Below are 17,271 nucleotides of genomic sequence, written 5' to 3'. Positions count from 1 at the left end.
CATTCATTTGTGCGGAGGCGGCGTCCAAACGGGGACATCCTCAGACTTTGGCTTTTCCCATTCCCGGTGCATGGCGCTGTTTAGCGCCTCTTCCAGCTTCATAAACAGCTCGCCATAGCGGGGGCTGAAATTAATGCCTTCCTCTATTTCCTTCCAGGCCTCAAACAACTCGTCTTCATGGGCCCGCTCATGGTCGACAAATGCCCAAGTCATCTGCCGCGCCCGCATCGGATGCACACCCACGGCAGTGAGGGCGTGGCTACCAAGTTCCAGAGCCGAGAGATAGGTTTCACTGACCACGTTGTCAGCACCTGCTTCGCGAAGCTGATAGCCATGGCCACGGTCGAATGCTCGTGCCAACACCCAAACATTTGGGAAGTACTTCTTCACATGCTTCACGATCTCTACGGTGCGCTCCCGGTCATCAATCGCCACCACCAACAAGCTGGCCTGTTCAATACCCGCCGTTTCCAGCAAACCGGGCCGACTGGCATCACCAAAGAAGCTCTTGATATTGATCTTACGTAAATTTTCAATCTGTTCGAACTCGTGGTCTAGGGCCACGATGGGAATGTCGTTAGCACGCAGTAAGCGGCAAACAACCTGCCCAAACCGCCCTACGCCGGCCACGATAACCGGTGCCCGCTCATCAATGGTATCCGCTTCCCGTTCATCGCCCTGGGAGCGCCGCCGGTAATGGGGCAGCACAATGCGGTCGTAGACGATAAAAAACACGGGAGTGAGGAACATGGTCAGTGCAACAACCAGCGACAGAATCTCGGAAACATCCGTCTGAATCACACGGTTTTGAACACTGTAGGTGAGCAGCACAAAACCAAACTCACCCACCTGCGCCAAGCCAAGCGTAAACAACCAGCCGTTGCTACCGCGAATCCCGAACATCCGTGCAAGAACAAGAAGAATCAACGCCTTAATCGCGATGATAGCCACCACCAGAGAGACAACCGTGCCCCACTCTGCCACCAATATCTGGAAGTTGATTCCCGCGCCCACGGTGATAAAAAACAGACCTAGTAGCAGACCCTTGAACGGCTCGATGCTGGCTTTCAACTCGTGGCGGAATTCACTGTTGGCCAACACCACGCCCGCCAAAAAGGCCCCCAGGGCCGGCGAGAGATTTACCAGGCTCATGAGTGCGGCAATACCAATCACCAACATCAGCGCCGTGGCGGTGAAAATCTCACGCAGCCCAGATTGCACCACATATCGAAACACCGGGCGGCTCAGGTAATAGCCACCCACAATAACCGCAGCGACCGCACCCACAACAACCAAGGCATGGGCCCAACCCGGCAGGCCAGCAACCAGACTAAGACCAGAGCCCCCACTGGGCACAGAGCCGGAACCATCCCTCAGCTCCGGTAGTGCCAACAGCGGAATCAAAGCAAGCATGGGGATAACGGCGATGTCTTGAAACAGCAAAACAGAAAACGAATTACGCCCACCTTCGGTTTTCGACAATCCCTTCTCACTCAGGGTTTGCAGCACAATCGCGGTGGACGACAACGCGAAAATAAAACCAGCCGTAAGCGCGGCCCGCCACTCAAGCCCGAGCCACCAAGCCAAAGCCATCCCAGCAGCAGCCGTCAACACCACCTGAAGACCACCAAGCCCAAACAAGCGACCTTTCTTTGCCCACAGAGACTTGGGGTCGAGCCCCATGCCGACCAGGAACAGCATCATCACAACACCAAATTCGGCAAAGTGTTGAATGGTGCTGGCTTCCTGCCCCACCAGCCCCGTAACCGGCCCAATCACCACACCGGCAACCAGGTAGCCCAGCACGGAACCCAGGCCAAAACGCTTTGCCAATGGCACGATGATTACGGCAGCCAATAGATAAATAAAAGCTTGGATGAAGTAGGCGGTCATAAGGTGGTCACGACACCCGACCGACGGTCGAGAAAAAGCGGATATTATTCCTACCGGCGCTTTTGGCGGCGTACATTGCAGTGTCAGCGTTTTTGATCAAATTAGCGGATGTATCTCCATCAACAGGGAACACGGCAATACCTATGGACACCCCTATCTGGAACGCCTCTCCATGAACGTCTATTGGTTCATTAATCGAGCTAACAATGCGGCTCGCAACCTCGGCAACTTCGTCTCTTCCTTGCGGATTATCGAGGATGAATATGAACTCGTCGCCACCCACACGGGCCACGGTATCGGATCGCCGCACCAGTTCTAGCAGCCTTTTCGCCACATCTTTTAACAGGTCGTCCCCCACGTTATGACCAAGCCGGTCGTTAACGAGCTTGAATCCGTCGAGGTCGAGAAACATTAGTGCGAATTGGCTCCGTTCACGTTCGGCGTGGAGAAGCTTTTGATCAATCCTATCCATCAGCAACGTGCGGTTAGGCAAGTCAGTCAGCGCATCGTGAAAGGCCAAGTGCTTGATGTATTCATCTTTACGCCAAAGAGCCGTAATGTCTCTGAATACAGACACATAGCGCATAGGTTTACCGTCCTCATCGGGCACCATACTGATGGTCATGCGCTGCAGATAGAGTTCCCCGTCTTTACGACGGTTCCATATCTTTCCATGCCAGCAACCGTTGGCTTCTATTTCACCCCACATGGAGTCATAAAATGCCTGGTCGTGTCGGTTGGATTGTAGAATACGAGGGGTTTGCCCGACTGCCTCATCGGCTGTGTAGCCCGTTATCTCAATAAATCCCGGGTTAACCGACAAGATAGTGCCATTAACATCAGTGATCAGAACGCCATCAAGTGTGTTCTCAAAGACACACGCGGCCAGTTTGAGCTTCGCCTCGATTTCCTTGAGACCCGTCACTTCGCTGGCCTGAATCGAAAACCCTCTGACGGTGCCATCGGCACCAAAATCAGGAATGTAGTGCCCGATGATATGCCCCACACTGCCATCGGCTTTGTTCAGAGTGCGCTCAAAGCGTTGCGGTTCACCAGCTAGGACTCCGCGGATATGGGGTTCATTCTGGGCAAACAATTGCGCGCTTACGAGATCCTGAAATCGAATCCCGATAATCTTTTCGGGCGGCATCCCAAACCACTCACTAAAAGCATTATTCGCGTAGCGGCAGCGTAAATCTGTGCTCCAATAGCCCATCATATTAGGCGTACTATCCATGATGGTTTTTATGAACTGCTCACCCACTATACTGGCTGCATGAATGCTCTGCCCTTTGTGTTTTTTTTCGTTCATGGGTTATCGCTGGGCATAGGCATTAGGTTTCCGAAAAGGGTCTTCGGCGGCTAGGTGCTAAGTTTCACCTATAAATTTAGCACAATCTGGCAGATTATTGATGTTAATGGCCGCCGCTGACACGCTAACTCAGCCTACTGACCAAAACGTTGCAACTGCATTTCCTGCAACCGGCTAAGCGTGCGGCGAAACGGAAACGCCAAAGCACCCGTGCTGTATAGCTCGTTCAGGGGCACAACTGCATCTAGGTACAGTGGAATACCACGGTCGTAACACTCGTCGACCAAAGCAATAAACCGGCGAACCCCATCATCCTGATAAGACAACGCCTGCAACTGTCGATCTCCTGCTGCCACCTGAGTCACGCCATCTTCCGTGCCGCGAGCGATGGCAGCTTGCTGGCCGCCACCCGTTAGCCGGGGCACCTCGCTTAAAAACACATGAGAAAAACGATCACACAGCTCAATAAAATCCTGTGCTGCCAGTTTTTGCTCGCATAGGTCATCGTAACGACACCACAATGCTTTCTGGCTAAGCTGCACTACGTTGATTTCACGATGTCCAAGCAGCAAAGGTTCGCTGTGGGCTTGCTCGCCATCACTGAGCAATTCGGCAAATGCGGCTCCTAGAGCCTGCGGTTCATTTACCCAATAGCGTTGCTGACGGTCCCCTGGGTGCAGCCGATGATCTTGGCCACCATCCACACTTACCACCTGCGTGTGCTGCTTGATGGCTGCAATGGCTGGCAGCAGGCGTTCGCGATTAAAGCCACCTTCATACAAATCGTCCGGAGGCTGGTTAGATGTGGCCACCACAACCAGCCCCTGCGCAAACAGCTGCTGAAACAAACCGCCTAACAACACGGCATCGCCGATATCGCTGACAAATAGCTCGTCCAGGCACAACACCCGCGCCTCGGCCACCAGCTCCTGCGCGAGCAGGCCAAGCGGATCTTCCTGCCCGGTTAACTGAAACAGGCGCCGGTGTACCCAGCGCATAAAATGATGAAAGTGTTGCCTCCGTGCAGGCACCGTTAAAGCCTGATAAAAACGATCCATCAACCAGGTTTTTCCTCGCCCTACCGGCCCCCAAAGATACACGCCTTGAGTATCCAGCTCGCCCGCCTGCAACTGCTCATAGCAACGCTGCAAGCACAGCGCTGCCTGATGCTGAGCCGGGTCGTCTTTAAAGCCGGAGGCCAGGGCCTGTTGATAGGCTGCGTAGGGAGAAAGTTCTGTAATCGAGGAGTTGCAAGGCTTCATACAATGACAGCAGCCATTTTATTTGATTAAGTCATTCAGCGGCGGATATGTTTCCGATACCAGCGCCGCCCCAAGATTCCATGAAGGTGCCAAGAGAAGGCCGGAATGATGCCACGCCTGCGAAGCCAGAAACGATCAGGAACTGGGGCCTGTGGCTCTGCCCCCTGCAAACTGATTTCAGCCACCACAATCCCAGAACAACACCGTGCTGCGTGTCACCGATGCGGGTATCAACCTGCAATGCGGCCACGCGGATGGGAAAAGTCGTTTTCATATTGGGCGCGCCGGCTCAGCCACTACAAACGTCCCCCGCCCTTTTTCTTTCGCGCTGTACAGTGCCTCATCAGCCGCTTTAATCATATTCTCCAGAGAACCATAATCGGTAGGCAACCCATGGCAGATACCGATGGAACAGCTGAGAGACTGTCCACTCGGACTGTCTTCGTTCGGCATTGCCAGCGCCTGCCATTGAGCAAGAATCTGGGCGGCCTGACGTTCAAAATCGTTCTTGCCATCTCCCGGTGCAACAACAATAAATTCCTCACCACCATAGCGACCGAGAATATCCGTCTCGCGTTTAAAAACAGCTCTCAAGATGTCCGCCTGGCAACGAATAGCGCGATCACCTTCCTGATGCCCGTATGAGTCATTGAATTTTTTGAAGTGATCCAAGTCGATCATGAAAACACTCATCAGCTGACCTGACCGTCGTAACAGAGCAAACAACCGCTCTGACTCACCCATAAAAGCACGCCGATTCGACAACCCCGTGAGCCCATCGGTTGTACTTAGGGTAATCAACTGCTCATTCGCACTTTTAAGCGCGCCAAGTAACTGATCCAACCTGTGCCTCCCGATAGCACCTATAAACAGTGAGCCAGCCACAAACCCCACGTTCATAAATGTACGATCGCCGTATACCGAGTCCAGCAGCATCAGGCATATAAAGCCCGCAGTGCTCAATAGCATTAGGCATAGCGCATAACGGAATGTCATTCCGAATACAAAAAAGCCAAAAAATGCATACAGAAAGGTTCCCTCATAGGGAAAACTGAATGCAGCAAGTTGCCATGACACGTGGATGAAATAATAGTTTGTATAAACAAGGCCAAGAATCGCGAGAAAGCACGCTACCTGAGAAAACTGTAGAAAACGCCGATGGAAACTGGAAGCGAGCAGAGCAAAAACAATGGGAAGCTGAACAAACGCCCGGTTTGTGACGTAAGCATCCACAAGCTCTTCGGGCACCATCTGAAGATCGCCGATCATAAACAGGCTAATCAACACGCCACCAATCAGAATAGATAGCCGAAGCATGAGCATATCGCGAGGCGAAAAGTAATTCGGGTCGATCGTTACTGTCGGCATAAAAACGGTTCTCGTGGCCAAGTCGCGTAACAGTACATAAAAGATCTGCTGGGGCGCAAATCACTTTGCAGGCCTCCCTCAGGGTAACTAAAAGGGGAAATTTGAGATACGCTTCACAGTATTAATGTAGGGCTCTGGAGGAACTCCTGCAACAACTCAAAGCCACCCTCAACTCCAGCCAAGAGCCGAAAGTAGCCATGAGTTACGAACTATGATTCGCGACGAGTATTAGTTGGGCTACCATGGCGGGTGTTCGTCAATAATTCACCCTCAGATCGACTAGGTTCAAATGTCCGCAGATCCCCTCAAAGCCTTGTCCGACATGGCCAGCGACGCCCATACCCGCATTCAGGCGGCCCATCAGCACATCAACCCGATAGTGGAAGTACGCCGGGGTATGCGTGATACCGGTATTCCCGCTGACGTGATGACCATCGACTGCCTGCGCACCCGCCGGCGCATCACGCTCATCCTGCACGATGAACAGCCAGGTGTGTTGCTCTATCAGTTTGTAACCATTGAGGATGAAGTAGGGAACGATTTTAAACAAATGGCGCTTTCTGCAGTAGACACGGGTACATTTTTTGGCTGGATGCAGGATTATTTTGGCTGAGCCCAAAGTGCTAGGCAGTCGCCCGAAAAGGGCACACTACTAACGGCCCATCGAAATGACTTTTCGTCGTATGTACCGCGCAAGCAGCGCATATTACGCTGATGCTTTAAACCAACCGCTGGAGAACAAACATGACAACAGCTTCAACAACGCTCAGAGAGCTGAACGGCCTTAGCTTCGCGCCATCAAGCCTTTCCGAATCCGCTCTGATCATGATCGACTACCAGAACACCTACCTTGAAGGCGTCATGAAGCTTGAAGGTTGTGATGAAGCTCTGGAAGAGGGCCGAAAACTTCTGGAGCTGGCTCGCACCAAAGGCATTCCAGTGTTTCATATTCGCCACGATGCCGGCCCGGGCTCCCCCTATGACGTTAACGCTCACATTGGCGCCATTGCTGACGCCGTTGCACCGAAAGACGGCGAGCCGGTTATTACCAAAAACTTCCCAAACTCGTTTGTACAAACCGATCTGGATGATCAGCTTAAAGCGAAGGGCGTTAAAAACATCATTCTCGCGGGCTTCATGACTCACATGTGCATCAACTCCACTGCGCACGGTGGGTTCAACCTGGGATATTCACCAACCGTTGTCGCCAGTACAACGGCCACCCGTTCCTTGGAAGCCGCAAATGGCAAGGTGCTTTCCGCGCAAGAAGTCCATGACGGTGCGCTGGCTTCAACGCGAGATCTTTACGCCGCAGTCGTGGACAACGTGGACAGCTTTCGCTGAGCTAAGGCTAAACCAGCTGGTCAAAAAATGAACGCCAGGCCAGCGGTAATAACTGCAGGGGTTCAATGATCCCGGACACCATCTATTTCGTGGATCGGACATCAGTGATTGCGGACCGAAACGAGCCAGAGACCAAACATAACGATGTCCTATTTCGATTTCCTTGTAACCTACAGCGGCCGTTTCTTCGAAGGCACGCTGATCACCTTAGGGCAGTTCGGGCTGGCCGCTCTCGTTGCGATTGCAGCCGCGCTGGTCTCGGGACTGATGAAGATGGCACACTCGAAAACCGTGCGTGCTGCCGCCACCGTTTATATTGAACTTTTTCGCGGTACGTCGCTTCTGGTGCAGCTTTATTGGTTTTACTTTGTCCTACCGCTCCTTGGGTTCACCCTAGAAAAGTTTGCCGCGGGCTTTATCACCGTCGGGCTCTGCTATGGCGCCTATGGTGCCGAACTGGTCCGCGGCTCAATCCAGTCCGTTCCCAGAGGTCAATGGGAAGCCGCGCTGGCACTGAATATGTCACCCGCAAAGCGCATGCGACGGATCATTTTGCCGCAAGCGCTGGTCACCATATTGCCACCTTGGGGCAACCTGATGGTCGAGATCCTGAAAGGTACCGCGCTGGTCGCCCTGATTTCGGTCACCGATCTGATGTTTGAAACTCGCCAGATCAATAACAATACCTATCTGTCAGCCCAAGCGTTCGGTACGGCGCTTGTGGTTTACTACATTATTGCGCGATTTATGGTAACGCCCGTCATGCGCTGGCTGGAACGGGTCATGGCTCGCAAAATCGGACGAACTTAAACCATGCTTGATTGGAAACTGGATTTTACCTGGGAGATCCTGCCCCGCCTGATAGCCGCAGCGGGCAATACGCTGATGGCAGCAGGTGGTGGGTATGTTCTGGCGGTGGTACTGGGGCTGGTATTTACGCTGGCACAACGCACGCCCTCACGTACACTGACTTTCATCGTGCGCGAACTGGTGGAATTTGTTCGCTCAACACCGTTGCTGTTGCAGATCTTCTTCATCTACTACGTTGGCCCGCAGTTCGGCCTTCGCCTGTCGCCCTGGACCGCAGGCCTCATCGCGATCGGCCTGCATTACGCCGCCTATCTTTCAGAAGTATACCGGGGCGGTATCGAAAACGTACCCAAAGGTCAGTGGGAGGCCGCTCGGGCCATCAATCTATCGACCGCCCAAACCTATCGCCGCATCATCATTCCACAAGCACTTCCGCCGGCGTTTGCGGGCATGGGCAATTATTTGGTCGGCATCCTCAAGGATACGCCGATGCTGTCTGTTATCGGGGTGGCTGAACTGATGCATACCGCCAACTCCATTGGTGCTGATAACTTCCGCTATTTAGAACCCTACACACTCGTCGGCCTTATTTTTCTGGCCATATCGCTGCCAACCGCTTGGTTCATCCGGCGACTCGACAAGGCATTGCGCCAAAAAATGGGACTGACTAAATGAAACACGATGTGAGCCAATATCCACTGAAACTCGAGGGCGACACTGTGCCTATGGTGCGGTTTCAAAACGTGACCAAAAAATATGGTCAATTGACCGTGCTCGACGGCCTGAACCTAGACGTTGAAACCGGCGAGATGGTCACCATCATCGGCCCCTCAGGCTCGGGCAAAACCACTGTTCTGCGGATGCTGATGACACTGGAAACAATCGACAGTGGCGTGATTTATGTAGACGGTGAACCGCTAACCCACATGGTGAAAAATGGCCGCCTTATTCCCGCCAACGCGGCCCATCTGCGCAAAATACGCTCCAAGATCGGCATGTGCTTCCAACACTTCAACCTGTTCCCCCACATGACCGCGCTTGGCAACTGCATGGAAGGGCCGGTACACGTTCTAGGGCTGTCGAAAGAAGAGGCCGAGGAGCGGGCTTTGGAACTGCTGGATTTGGTGGGCATGGCAGAGAAACGCGATCAGCATCCCTCGCGACTGTCTGGTGGACAGCAGCAACGGGTCGCAATCGCTCGCGCGCTTGCCATGCGCCCCAAGGTGATGCTGTTTGATGAAGTCACTTCCGCGTTAGACCCGGAAGTTATCAGCGAAGTAACCAGCGTAATCCGCAGCCTGGTCGATCAACACAATCTGACTATGCTGATGGTGACGCACCAGATCGGCTTTGCCCGAGAAATTTCAGATCGGGTCTGCCTCTTTTTCGACGGCAAGATTGAAGAGCAGGGAGCACCAGAAATGCTGTTCGACAATCCCCAGAAAGAACGCACTCAGCAGTTCCTGAGTGCTGTTTTGGATGCCAACTAGGTCAACAGCCTAGTTAGACTTGCAAGCCGCTTCTGTGGTCTGCCCTGCTGGCAAAAACGCTTTGATGTACTCATCAGGTGTAACGGTCGCCATCATTTCATCAGAGCCCATGTAATCCTTCAGGGCTTTGTTGAACGCCTCACGAAACGCGCTGTCTTCTGAGCGAAAGCCAACACCGACAACCTGCTTATCACGGCCCACAAAAACCTCGGGGTCTGAGATATCGAATTTTTCATCCAAATCTGCAGCATGCTTGGCTTCCAGTACGTTAATCGGAACCGCATCGGTACGGCCCGTGCGCAATGCAGCCAGTGCTTCCGTCGTGCCTGGTACTTCCCTGATATTGCGGTTAGGAACGCCGGCATCTTTGGCATCTGTCAGCGTGTTGTAACCAGAAGGCGCAACCATCGTCAGATCTTGGTCAATCAGATCCTGATAGGTTTCAAGGTTTTTAGGGTTGCCCTTAGGCACTACAAACGTATCACCGAAAGCGCCAATGGGATCCGAGAAATCCATGTTTTCACAGCGCGCCTTAACGATGTACATCCCACCCGTTACGATATCCACTCGGCGTGCTTTCAAGCTGGGAATCAGGCTGGACCAGCTGGTCAGAACAGGTTCGATATTGGTGTGGCCCATGCGCTTAAGCACATCGATGGCGATACCATTAACAAAACCTTTGGCTGAACCATCGTTACCCGCATAGGCCCAAGGCGGCGCTGCGGCGAACCCGAGACGAATTGTCTCGCCGTCCTCAATACGATCCTCAAGTGTACCGGCCTGAGCCACACCGGTTACAGCCATTACACCCAGCACCAGTGCCAGCGTTTTAGTACATGTATTTTTTAATAACTTCATCACCGTACCTCGTTTTAAACTCATCACATGATATCTATCTAGTATGGCATACATTTAGAGGGCACAAAGCGCATGAAGACTCGCCCGGCGCCCACCATCCTGCGAGTAAACTAAACTACAGGGAGTACCTGAGTTCAAGAAGAATGAAGGGACATTGCGAAACCCCGCGAAGCATCGAAACCTGGCCGGACCAAGACCAAGACAGCCGATCCCGCCGCACGTTAATTGGAGGTGCCGCGATTGTCCTTGTGCTGGCATTCCGCTCATCCGACAACTTGGCGGCTGCCTATGGTGGAAGAAAGACGGCATGATGGCGTGGCGCGACAAACTGTTCGCGCTCATGGTTCGCAATACCCTGCATGCGACATCGCTTTACCAGATCCCATCCGGCCGAGTCATTGAAATCGGGCTGCAATTGGGTATTTGATTGGGAGTGGCTGCATACAGTCCATCGGCAGGCCATCAACCTTTTTATTTCAGCCCCGAAATAAGCCTGGCCAGCTGCTCTGCAGTATTCTCAAGATAGTGCGCGGCGTTAGCGATAGCGTCGTCTTTACTGATTGGCCCCGGGGCAATCGAGAAAACCGCTGTAATGCCCGCGTCATGAATGGCTGCCATATTACCCCCTCCCAATTTGCCAGCAAGGCCAATAACAGGTACCTGATAGCGTTGAGCCAGTTTGGCGACACCCGTCGGCGTTTTCCCGGACGCGCTTTGCCCGTCGATAGCACCTTCAGCCGTGATCACCAGGTCGGTGGCTTGCATATGCGCTTCCATGTCCACAGCTGACATAACCAGCTCAATGCCGGGCTTCAGGAACCCACCGAGAATACCGGCGACAGCGCCGCCAATACCGCCGGCTGCACCACTTCCCGCAAAGCTGCTTATGTCGTAACCGCTTTTCTCTAAGCACCGGGCGAATGTGCCAAGGTTGTTATCGAGTACTCTGGCCTCGTCTGGCGAGGCACCTTTTTGCGGCCCGAATACGGCTGCAGCACCCAAATCACCGAGTAGAAGATTGGTGACATCGCACGCCACCACAATCCGTACACCTGCCAGGTTGGCCTTCGCTTCTGCAAGGTCAAAATGGCTGATGTGTTGTAGCCCCTCACCACCGGGTGGTATGGGGTGGCCGTTGTCGTCCAGCAGTTGCGCGCCCATCGCTTGCAGCATACCCGCACCACCATCGGTGGTGGCACTGCCACCAAGGCAAACGATGAGCGTCTCTGGCTGGTGTTGCAGGGCAGCCATAATGAGCTCACCGGTACCATAACTGGACGCTGTCATCGCATTTCGGCCAGATTCCGCCACCCAGTGCAGGCCGCTTGCCTCAGCGACTTCAACAATGGCTGTTCTCCCCTCCTCTATTAGCCCATAACTGGCGCTGATCTGCGCACCGTAAGGGTCACTTACCCAAGTTTGGTGCAGTGTGCCGCGCATCGCGCTCACAAGAGTAGCTGTCGTGCCCTCGCCGCCATCCGCCAGAGGGATTTGAACCACCTGATCCGCCGGAGCACCTCGCAGCCAACCGACGGCAATGGCATTGGCGACGGCTTCCGCGGTCAGACACTCTTTGAACGAATCAGGGGCAATGAGTACGCGCATGCTGTGTCCTTACGGGTAAGTTGTTCAGCGCATCGTTGACAACGCTTACAGCGCCACCAGCGATACCAGCCAAACTGCAGTAATCGTTACCAGCCCCATAAACAGCGTTGCCGCTGTGTGTGAGCGATATGCCGTTGCGACATCCATTTTACTGAACTGGGATACCACCCAAAAATAGCTGTCGTTAGCGTGGGAAACAGTCATGGCACCGGCGCCAACGGCCATCACAGTTAATACGCGGCCCATATCTGTGTCCAGTCCAAGCTGTGGCAACAACGGGGCGACCAGTGCAGACGCGGTAACCAGAGCGACGGTTGAAGAACCTTGTGCCGATTTCAGTGCAGCGGCCACGATAAACGGCATGATAACGCCCAAACCCAGTGTAGACAGGTTCTGACCAAGGAAATCGCCCAGTGGTGTCGCTGCCAGAACTGCACCAAATGCACCACCCGCACCGGTAATCAGAATGATCGGCGCTGAGACAGCCATGCCTTTTTCGGTGTGACGCGCAAACTCTTTGAGTTTTTCGCCGCCTTGGATCAAAAACAACGCAAACCCAAGGCCAATCAACAGGGCATTCAGTGGCTTACCGAGAAAATTCAACACTTCATACAGAGCGCCATCTCCCAGTGGGGCGGCGGGGTAACTGGCGACTGAACCAAGGCAAATCAGAACGATAGGCACAAAAATAGGGGCAATCGCTTTCCATGGACCGGGCAGCTGACCGTAATGTTCTTTGCCTTCCTGAAATGCTTCCTCTGTCAGTTCAAGCTCTGTACTAGGCAGATTGCGTGAAAAATACGCCCAAACCAGACCCGCGATCGCCGCGATGATGGCAAAACCAAGGCCAACGCCGATAACCAGCCCCAGGTTGTTTTCCAGCCCGAGGTTGCCCGCTGCCGCAATCGGCCCTGGCGTGGGTGGCACCAGGGTATGGGTTGCAAACAGGCCAGTGGAAAGCGCCACCGTCATCGCTACGGGGGATACACTCAAGGTTCTCGCCATTGAGCGTTTCAGGCTGTTTAGAATGACGAAACCGGAATCACAAAACACCGGAATAGACACAATAAACCCAACGATGGACATCGTCATGGTGGGGAATTTCTTGCCCAAACATTTAATGATGGTTTCAGCCATCACAATAGCGGCGCCGGTGCGCTCAAGAATGACACCAATGATGGTACCCAAAACAATAACAAGGCCGATGTAGCCGAGAATTTTACCAAAACCACCGCGAATCGTTGATTCAATGGAGTCAAAAGGCAGGCCAAATGCAAAAGCGGCGATGAACGATGCCAGCAATAGCGTGATAAAAGGATTGAGGCGCAATTTACTCGTTGCGAACACAATGAACGCAATAAGTGCGATTAAAATTAAAACCATAGACATAGGATACCTCCGGCATCACCTTAATTATTATTTCTCCCAGTCAGGGAGTTTGGTTCAAGCCTTGAGCTTAGAAGCTGGAGGGCAATTCGTCTTTAGGCGAAAGACCTGAAATTAAAGCCGCCGGCTGCCTATTTTTGTGCATATGGACAAATCAACGACGACTTGGGCGACTGTCAGAGTTCAATGCCAGATACAAATGGAGAAGTTCCGGGAGCCGGAATGGCGACAACCCGGTCAGTTGCTCAACGCTCTTCAGGCGATATCGAATGGTATTCCGGTGTAAGTGCAGGGACACCGCACACTGTTGCACATCACCATTGGCGTCAAGAAACGCTTTTAGGGTGCGCACATATAAAAGGTGACGGGGATGTGAATGCAGCGCTTGCAAGGGACGCAACAGTTCCTGCTGTTGCCAGCCAGGATGCAGGCTCTCCCATAGAATGGTTACTGGGTCATCCGAATAGTAATGAATTCGTTTTTGTGGTGACTCGCGCCTGCCGTTGACCATTGTTGCAAGAGCGGATTCGTAGCATCCCTGGAGATTCCCCTCAACGAACTGTCCTGCGGCTAGCACAACGGCCATATAAGTGGCTGCTGGTAAGCCGCGTTGCAGCCGCGACAGCGCCTGTTCTGTTATCGAGCGCAGCCCTCCCGTGCCGGATGGTTTTACCGGAGCAAGTACAAGAAGCCGCTGTGGTGCCACCTGTGCCAATAACAGGCTTTTGTCACTGAGCTCCAACTGCCGCATCAGCGAAATAACAAAGTCATCGGGACCCGGTAGTTGCGCAGGTTCGATGATCAACGCAAGACGCGATTGAGCCAGATCGAAGCCGATTCGGTCCAGCCAGATCTCCGGAACGGTGCGGCCAATGATCAACGCTAACAGGGTGTCTTCTATTTGCCGGCGGCGATGCTGGCCCAGTTCCAGAAGAGCGGTCTGCTCGAGCATGAGCTCGGCTGTAACCTTCACCAAATCGGCGAACGGCAAGACCTTGGCCGGTTCACCGGAAATACCGACAACGGCTACAATCTGATGGCCCACAGTGATGGGAACGTTCACCCCGTGGCGAACTCCGGGAAACTTCTCCGCATTGCACGCATCAACCGCCAAGGACTCTCCCTGCAGCGCCACATGACGCGCGCCTTGGTGAACTTCACCCACTCGAAGTGGGTCTCCTGACGCGATAATGACTCCGTCTGGGGTCATCACGTTTACCGAGTGGCCAATAACCTGCATCGCCCGATCTACAATGCGCTGAGCTGTGATGTGGTCGAGAGTGATCATAGACGTGTCATTTGAGAGAGAAGTCCAAGTCAACGCCTCTCCCGGCATAAGGTGTCTCGCTGAACGCACCTACCTGTCTGGTTTTGAACGCCGGCACGGATGTGATACCCGCCTTCTGATAAGTGGCTTCGTCTTCCCGCACCATACGAGCGTACTGATCCGATTCCAGCACCTCTCTGGCTTTTGCGGGATCTAACCCCAGAGCTTCAACACACCTGATGAGAATATTGTGGTCAGAGACGTCTTCTGCCCTGCCGAAATAGGCTTCGAACAGCGCCTGATTCATGCCGGCTTGCTGGCCCTGGTTAGCGCGCATCGGGTAGCTGCGATGCCAGGCTGCGCCCCCAGCCGATTTTTATCATGCTAGCCAACGCCTCGGCCTCTTCGGTACTACGTTCACTGGCTCCTCGAGTAAACGCCCCGTTGGTATATGCGTTGTAGAGCACCACCCGGTCTACCCGTTCGGGATGACGATAGGCGTACAGCAGAGCGATGGGGCCGCCCTGACAGAGCCCTATAAGCGAGAAGCGTTTCCAGCCCAGGCTGTCGGCAACTGCCTCAAGGTCTCGAACCCACGCTTCCATGCCCTGTTCGCAGACATCTTGATCGGACAACCCGCTACCACGGATGTCGAAGCGAGCGAGGGTGTTGCCTTGGGCTAGCTAGCGGCCCAAGGCCCAGCTGCCTTGAGCCAGATGCATGGCCTGATTGACTTCATCGGTTGGGATATCTCTCGGCTCACCCTTCTCAAGCGGGTCGTAATGAAACACATACAGCCGCGAGGCGAACTCGGCCACCGGCAACGAGGCTTCACCGTAGAGCTCGCCGTGGCCCTGGGTTGAGGTGACAATCCCTTGGCCCCAGTTTTGCCCGCTGTCGTTGTTGGGGTTGAAAAAATAGACGCGCATGATCTCATCCGGATCCAGCGCAAGCCGCTGGATAGTGATGGCGTGCCAGCCGAGAAAGCGTGTCGCACTGTCGGTCACCGCGATACCGGCAGGTTGTGGGTTGATGACCGGAATGTTGCCGTTGTAAAAAGGGTGATAAGCGGCATAAAAGTCGCGAATAAACCCTTCGAAGTCTTTCAGGCCACCGGTGAATACGTCTACGGCTATGCGAAATCCGTGGCCCACATGATCACCGTGGAATGCGGAGTTGACCCATTTGTGCGGATCTTCTCCGCGCCCGGCACTGCGACGGCCCATTTCAAAGTAGATACGATCCAAGTGCGGCACAGTCAGCAGTGAGACGGCATCCACATCCACCGGGGGCTCGCTGGCCAGCCCGGCGCCCAGATCCCGCGAAGAAATACTGTTGCCTTCAAAGCGCATCACCACTTCATCGTCGCGCGCCGCCCAAGCAAGAATTCGAAGCAGCTCGGCCGGCATGTTGTAAGCCCACATGGACAGAGCACGTGTCGACTGGCAGGTGGGATAGTTCCCCTGCCCCACGCCTAACGGGCGCCCGAGCACATTGAGCACATCCGCAAGCAGAAAGCATTCCGGCGAACGGCTGCGCCCAAAGACGGCCACTACTTTCTCGGCCGCGGCCTCGCACAGCGACAGTCGTATTTGTCGCCACAGGGATGGCGCCACCGGAGGCGCGTAGAGAATGCCCCGCTCGAGCATCATGGCCAGGCCATAGGCACACTGACTGGTCTCGGTAAACAAGGCCTCGTCAATCAGAGTATGAATCAACGCCGGGTAGCAATGAAAAGCATCAGCACCCGTATGGCTCAGGCCCAAAGCCGTGGGAATCAGGTCGTTCCAACGGCTACGCAGGTAGCGTATAAACCCCGGCATGTAGGGCGAAACCAGGCCGGTACTGTGCATGGCCTGGGCAAAGGCGATGGCCTCCCGCAGCAGGGTGGCATCGTCCATCTGTGCCAGTCGTTCAGCGTAGACATCGAGGCCGGGATCTTCACGGCAACCTTCAGTAGGGCTGAACACGGCATGGATCAGTTGCAGCGCGTCGTCTCCGACTTCGCCACCAAGCGCATCCGGTTTTTGCAGGCAGACCGCGATCTGGGTCACCATTTGTTTAACACCATCCACCTGAACCGGGCGTTGCGCCAGAATCCGCCAGACTTCAGCGACCAGGTGTTCCAGAAGATTCTCGTAGCCCAAGTACCGCAGCAGGAAGTGATACAGGCCCTGGACGGCGTAGCCGAGCCGATCCGGCCGCAGCCGATCGCTCTCCTGGAGATCACTGACCACCAGGTCTAGATTCATCGCCAATACCTGGGCGAGAAAGTGATGGGCGTGTTCTGCCGAGATAGAGGGGTGTATGTAATCGCCTTTAGCCACCGCCAGAAGACGAATCTGGCTCAGGCTCTCGACCAAGGTCGAGACCGACTCGCCCTGGCGAATCGTGCGCACGGCCAGTGAGGGCACCAACGTTTGGGGGTAGTCCCAATCGCTGCCACCAAAGAACCCAGCCGCCTCAATCGCCGGCACGCGCTCGTAGAGGGCTTCCAGGCCTTCGTCATTGAACATTAGGGCCTGTGCCGCTTCAATTACCTCCAATACGGGCGAGACGCCTTCAGTGGCATTGATTTCGGCAAGGCGGCTGATAGCAGCGTCGAGTGACTCCACGAGCTCTCCTGACGCGCCGTTATGCTGATTTTCGGGTTTGTACGTCGCTCTGCTCATACTT

Annotated in this window: 17 protein-coding genes and 1 pseudogene; 6 read left to right on the top strand and 12 right to left on the bottom strand. The window is 54.3% G+C overall.

Annotated features, from left to right (window positions below; translation table 11 throughout):
• Window positions 1–3: 3 nt before the first annotated feature.
• From CPH80_RS19760 to CPH80_RS19740, 5 genes are all read right to left on the bottom strand, one after another.
• On the bottom strand, window positions 4–1,893 hold the full coding sequence (locus tag CPH80_RS19760) for a monovalent cation:proton antiporter-2 (CPA2) family protein (protein ID WP_096280641.1): 1,890 nt from the start codon (window positions 1,891–1,893) through the stop codon (window positions 4–6).
• A 7-nt stretch (window positions 1,894–1,900) separates the two neighbouring features.
• Complete coding sequence (locus tag CPH80_RS19755) at window positions 1,901–3,205, bottom strand: sensor domain-containing diguanylate cyclase (RefSeq protein WP_227520267.1); 1,305 nt, start codon at window positions 3,203–3,205, stop codon at window positions 1,901–1,903.
• Between the two features lie 134 nt (window positions 3,206–3,339).
• Complete coding sequence (gene zapE, locus CPH80_RS19750) at window positions 3,340–4,467, bottom strand: cell division protein ZapE (RefSeq protein ID WP_413772247.1); 1,128 nt, start codon at window positions 4,465–4,467, stop codon at window positions 3,340–3,342.
• Between the two features lie 31 nt (window positions 4,468–4,498).
• Window positions 4,499–4,741 (bottom strand): hypothetical protein, encoded by a 243-nt coding sequence (locus CPH80_RS19745; RefSeq protein WP_096280638.1) that lies wholly within the window; start codon window positions 4,739–4,741, stop codon window positions 4,499–4,501.
• On the bottom strand, window positions 4,738–5,835 hold the full coding sequence (locus CPH80_RS19740; RefSeq protein ID WP_096280636.1) for a GGDEF domain-containing protein: 1,098 nt from the start codon (window positions 5,833–5,835) through the stop codon (window positions 4,738–4,740). The genes CPH80_RS19745 and CPH80_RS19740 overlap by 4 nt, the downstream gene beginning before the upstream one ends.
• 289 nt (window positions 5,836–6,124) lie before the next feature.
• Here CPH80_RS19740 and CPH80_RS19735 point away from each other — a divergent pair, with 289 nt between their 5' ends.
• The 5 genes from CPH80_RS19735 to ehuA all read left to right on the top strand — a co-directional run bounded on the left by CPH80_RS19735 (window position 6,125) and on the right by ehuA (window position 9,479).
• Entirely contained in the window at window positions 6,125–6,448 is a 324-nt protein-coding gene (locus CPH80_RS19735; RefSeq protein WP_096280633.1) for a hypothetical protein, read from the top strand.
• 131 nt (window positions 6,449–6,579) lie between these two features.
• Complete coding sequence (locus CPH80_RS19730) at window positions 6,580–7,179, top strand: cysteine hydrolase family protein (protein WP_096280630.1); 600 nt, start codon at window positions 6,580–6,582, stop codon at window positions 7,177–7,179.
• 144 nt (window positions 7,180–7,323) lie between these two features.
• Window positions 7,324–7,989, top strand: a complete 666-nt coding sequence (gene ehuC / locus CPH80_RS19725) for an ectoine/hydroxyectoine ABC transporter permease subunit EhuC (RefSeq protein ID WP_096280627.1) — start codon at window positions 7,324–7,326, stop codon at window positions 7,987–7,989.
• A 3-nt stretch (window positions 7,990–7,992) separates the two neighbouring features.
• Window positions 7,993–8,664, top strand: coding sequence for an ectoine/hydroxyectoine ABC transporter permease subunit EhuD (gene ehuD / locus CPH80_RS19720; RefSeq protein WP_096280625.1), 672 nt, complete (start codon window positions 7,993–7,995; stop codon window positions 8,662–8,664).
• Window positions 8,661–9,479, top strand: coding sequence for an ectoine/hydroxyectoine ABC transporter ATP-binding protein EhuA (ehuA, locus tag CPH80_RS19715; protein ID WP_096280623.1), 819 nt, complete (start codon window positions 8,661–8,663; stop codon window positions 9,477–9,479). Before ehuD ends, ehuA begins: the two co-directional genes overlap by 4 nt.
• Before the next feature lie 9 nt (window positions 9,480–9,488).
• Here the strand turns inward: ehuA and CPH80_RS19710 are convergent, their stop codons facing one another.
• Window positions 9,489–10,337, bottom strand: a complete 849-nt coding sequence (locus tag CPH80_RS19710) for a transporter substrate-binding domain-containing protein (protein ID WP_096280620.1) — start codon at window positions 10,335–10,337, stop codon at window positions 9,489–9,491.
• 307 nt (window positions 10,338–10,644) lie between these two features.
• Here CPH80_RS19710 and CPH80_RS23435 point away from each other — a divergent pair, with 307 nt between their 5' ends.
• Window positions 10,645–10,764: a KUP/HAK/KT family potassium transporter gene (locus CPH80_RS23435; protein WP_413772246.1), complete on the top strand. Its 120-nt coding sequence runs from the start codon at window positions 10,645–10,647 to the stop codon at window positions 10,762–10,764.
• Window positions 10,765–10,808: 44 nt separating this feature from the next.
• Here the strand turns inward: CPH80_RS23435 and CPH80_RS19700 are convergent, their stop codons facing one another.
• The 6 genes and pseudogenes from CPH80_RS19700 to CPH80_RS19675 all read right to left on the bottom strand — a co-directional run bounded on the left by CPH80_RS19700 (window position 10,809) and on the right by CPH80_RS19675 (window position 17,267).
• On the bottom strand, window positions 10,809–11,942 hold the full coding sequence (locus tag CPH80_RS19700; protein ID WP_096280614.1) for a glycerate kinase: 1,134 nt from the start codon (window positions 11,940–11,942) through the stop codon (window positions 10,809–10,811).
• 45 nt (window positions 11,943–11,987) lie between these two features.
• Window positions 11,988–13,331, bottom strand: coding sequence for a GntP family permease (locus CPH80_RS19695; protein WP_096280611.1), 1,344 nt, complete (start codon window positions 13,329–13,331; stop codon window positions 11,988–11,990).
• A gap of 151 nt (window positions 13,332–13,482) precedes the next feature.
• On the bottom strand, window positions 13,483–14,616 hold the full coding sequence (locus CPH80_RS19690) for a sugar diacid recognition domain-containing protein (protein ID WP_172898626.1): 1,134 nt from the start codon (window positions 14,614–14,616) through the stop codon (window positions 13,483–13,485).
• A 7-nt stretch (window positions 14,617–14,623) separates the two neighbouring features.
• Window positions 14,624–14,932: a DsbA family protein gene (locus CPH80_RS19685; RefSeq protein WP_096280605.1), complete on the bottom strand. Its 309-nt coding sequence runs from the start codon at window positions 14,930–14,932 to the stop codon at window positions 14,624–14,626.
• A pseudogene (locus tag CPH80_RS19680) lies at window positions 14,922–15,260 on the bottom strand (alpha/beta fold hydrolase); the annotation flags it as partial. The pseudogene CPH80_RS19680 and the gene CPH80_RS19685, both read right to left, overlap by 11 nt.
• 18 nt (window positions 15,261–15,278) lie before the next feature.
• A complete protein-coding gene (locus CPH80_RS19675) occupies window positions 15,279–17,267 on the bottom strand; it encodes a hypothetical protein (RefSeq protein WP_096280602.1) in 1,989 nt (662 codons plus the stop codon).
• Window positions 17,268–17,271: the final 4 nt, after the last annotated feature.

Source organism: Marinobacter sp. LV10R510-11A (genome assembly GCF_900215155.1).
GTDB lineage: Bacteria > Pseudomonadota > Gammaproteobacteria > Pseudomonadales > Oleiphilaceae > Marinobacter.
This window is presented reverse-complemented; position numbering and strand designations above follow the sequence as displayed.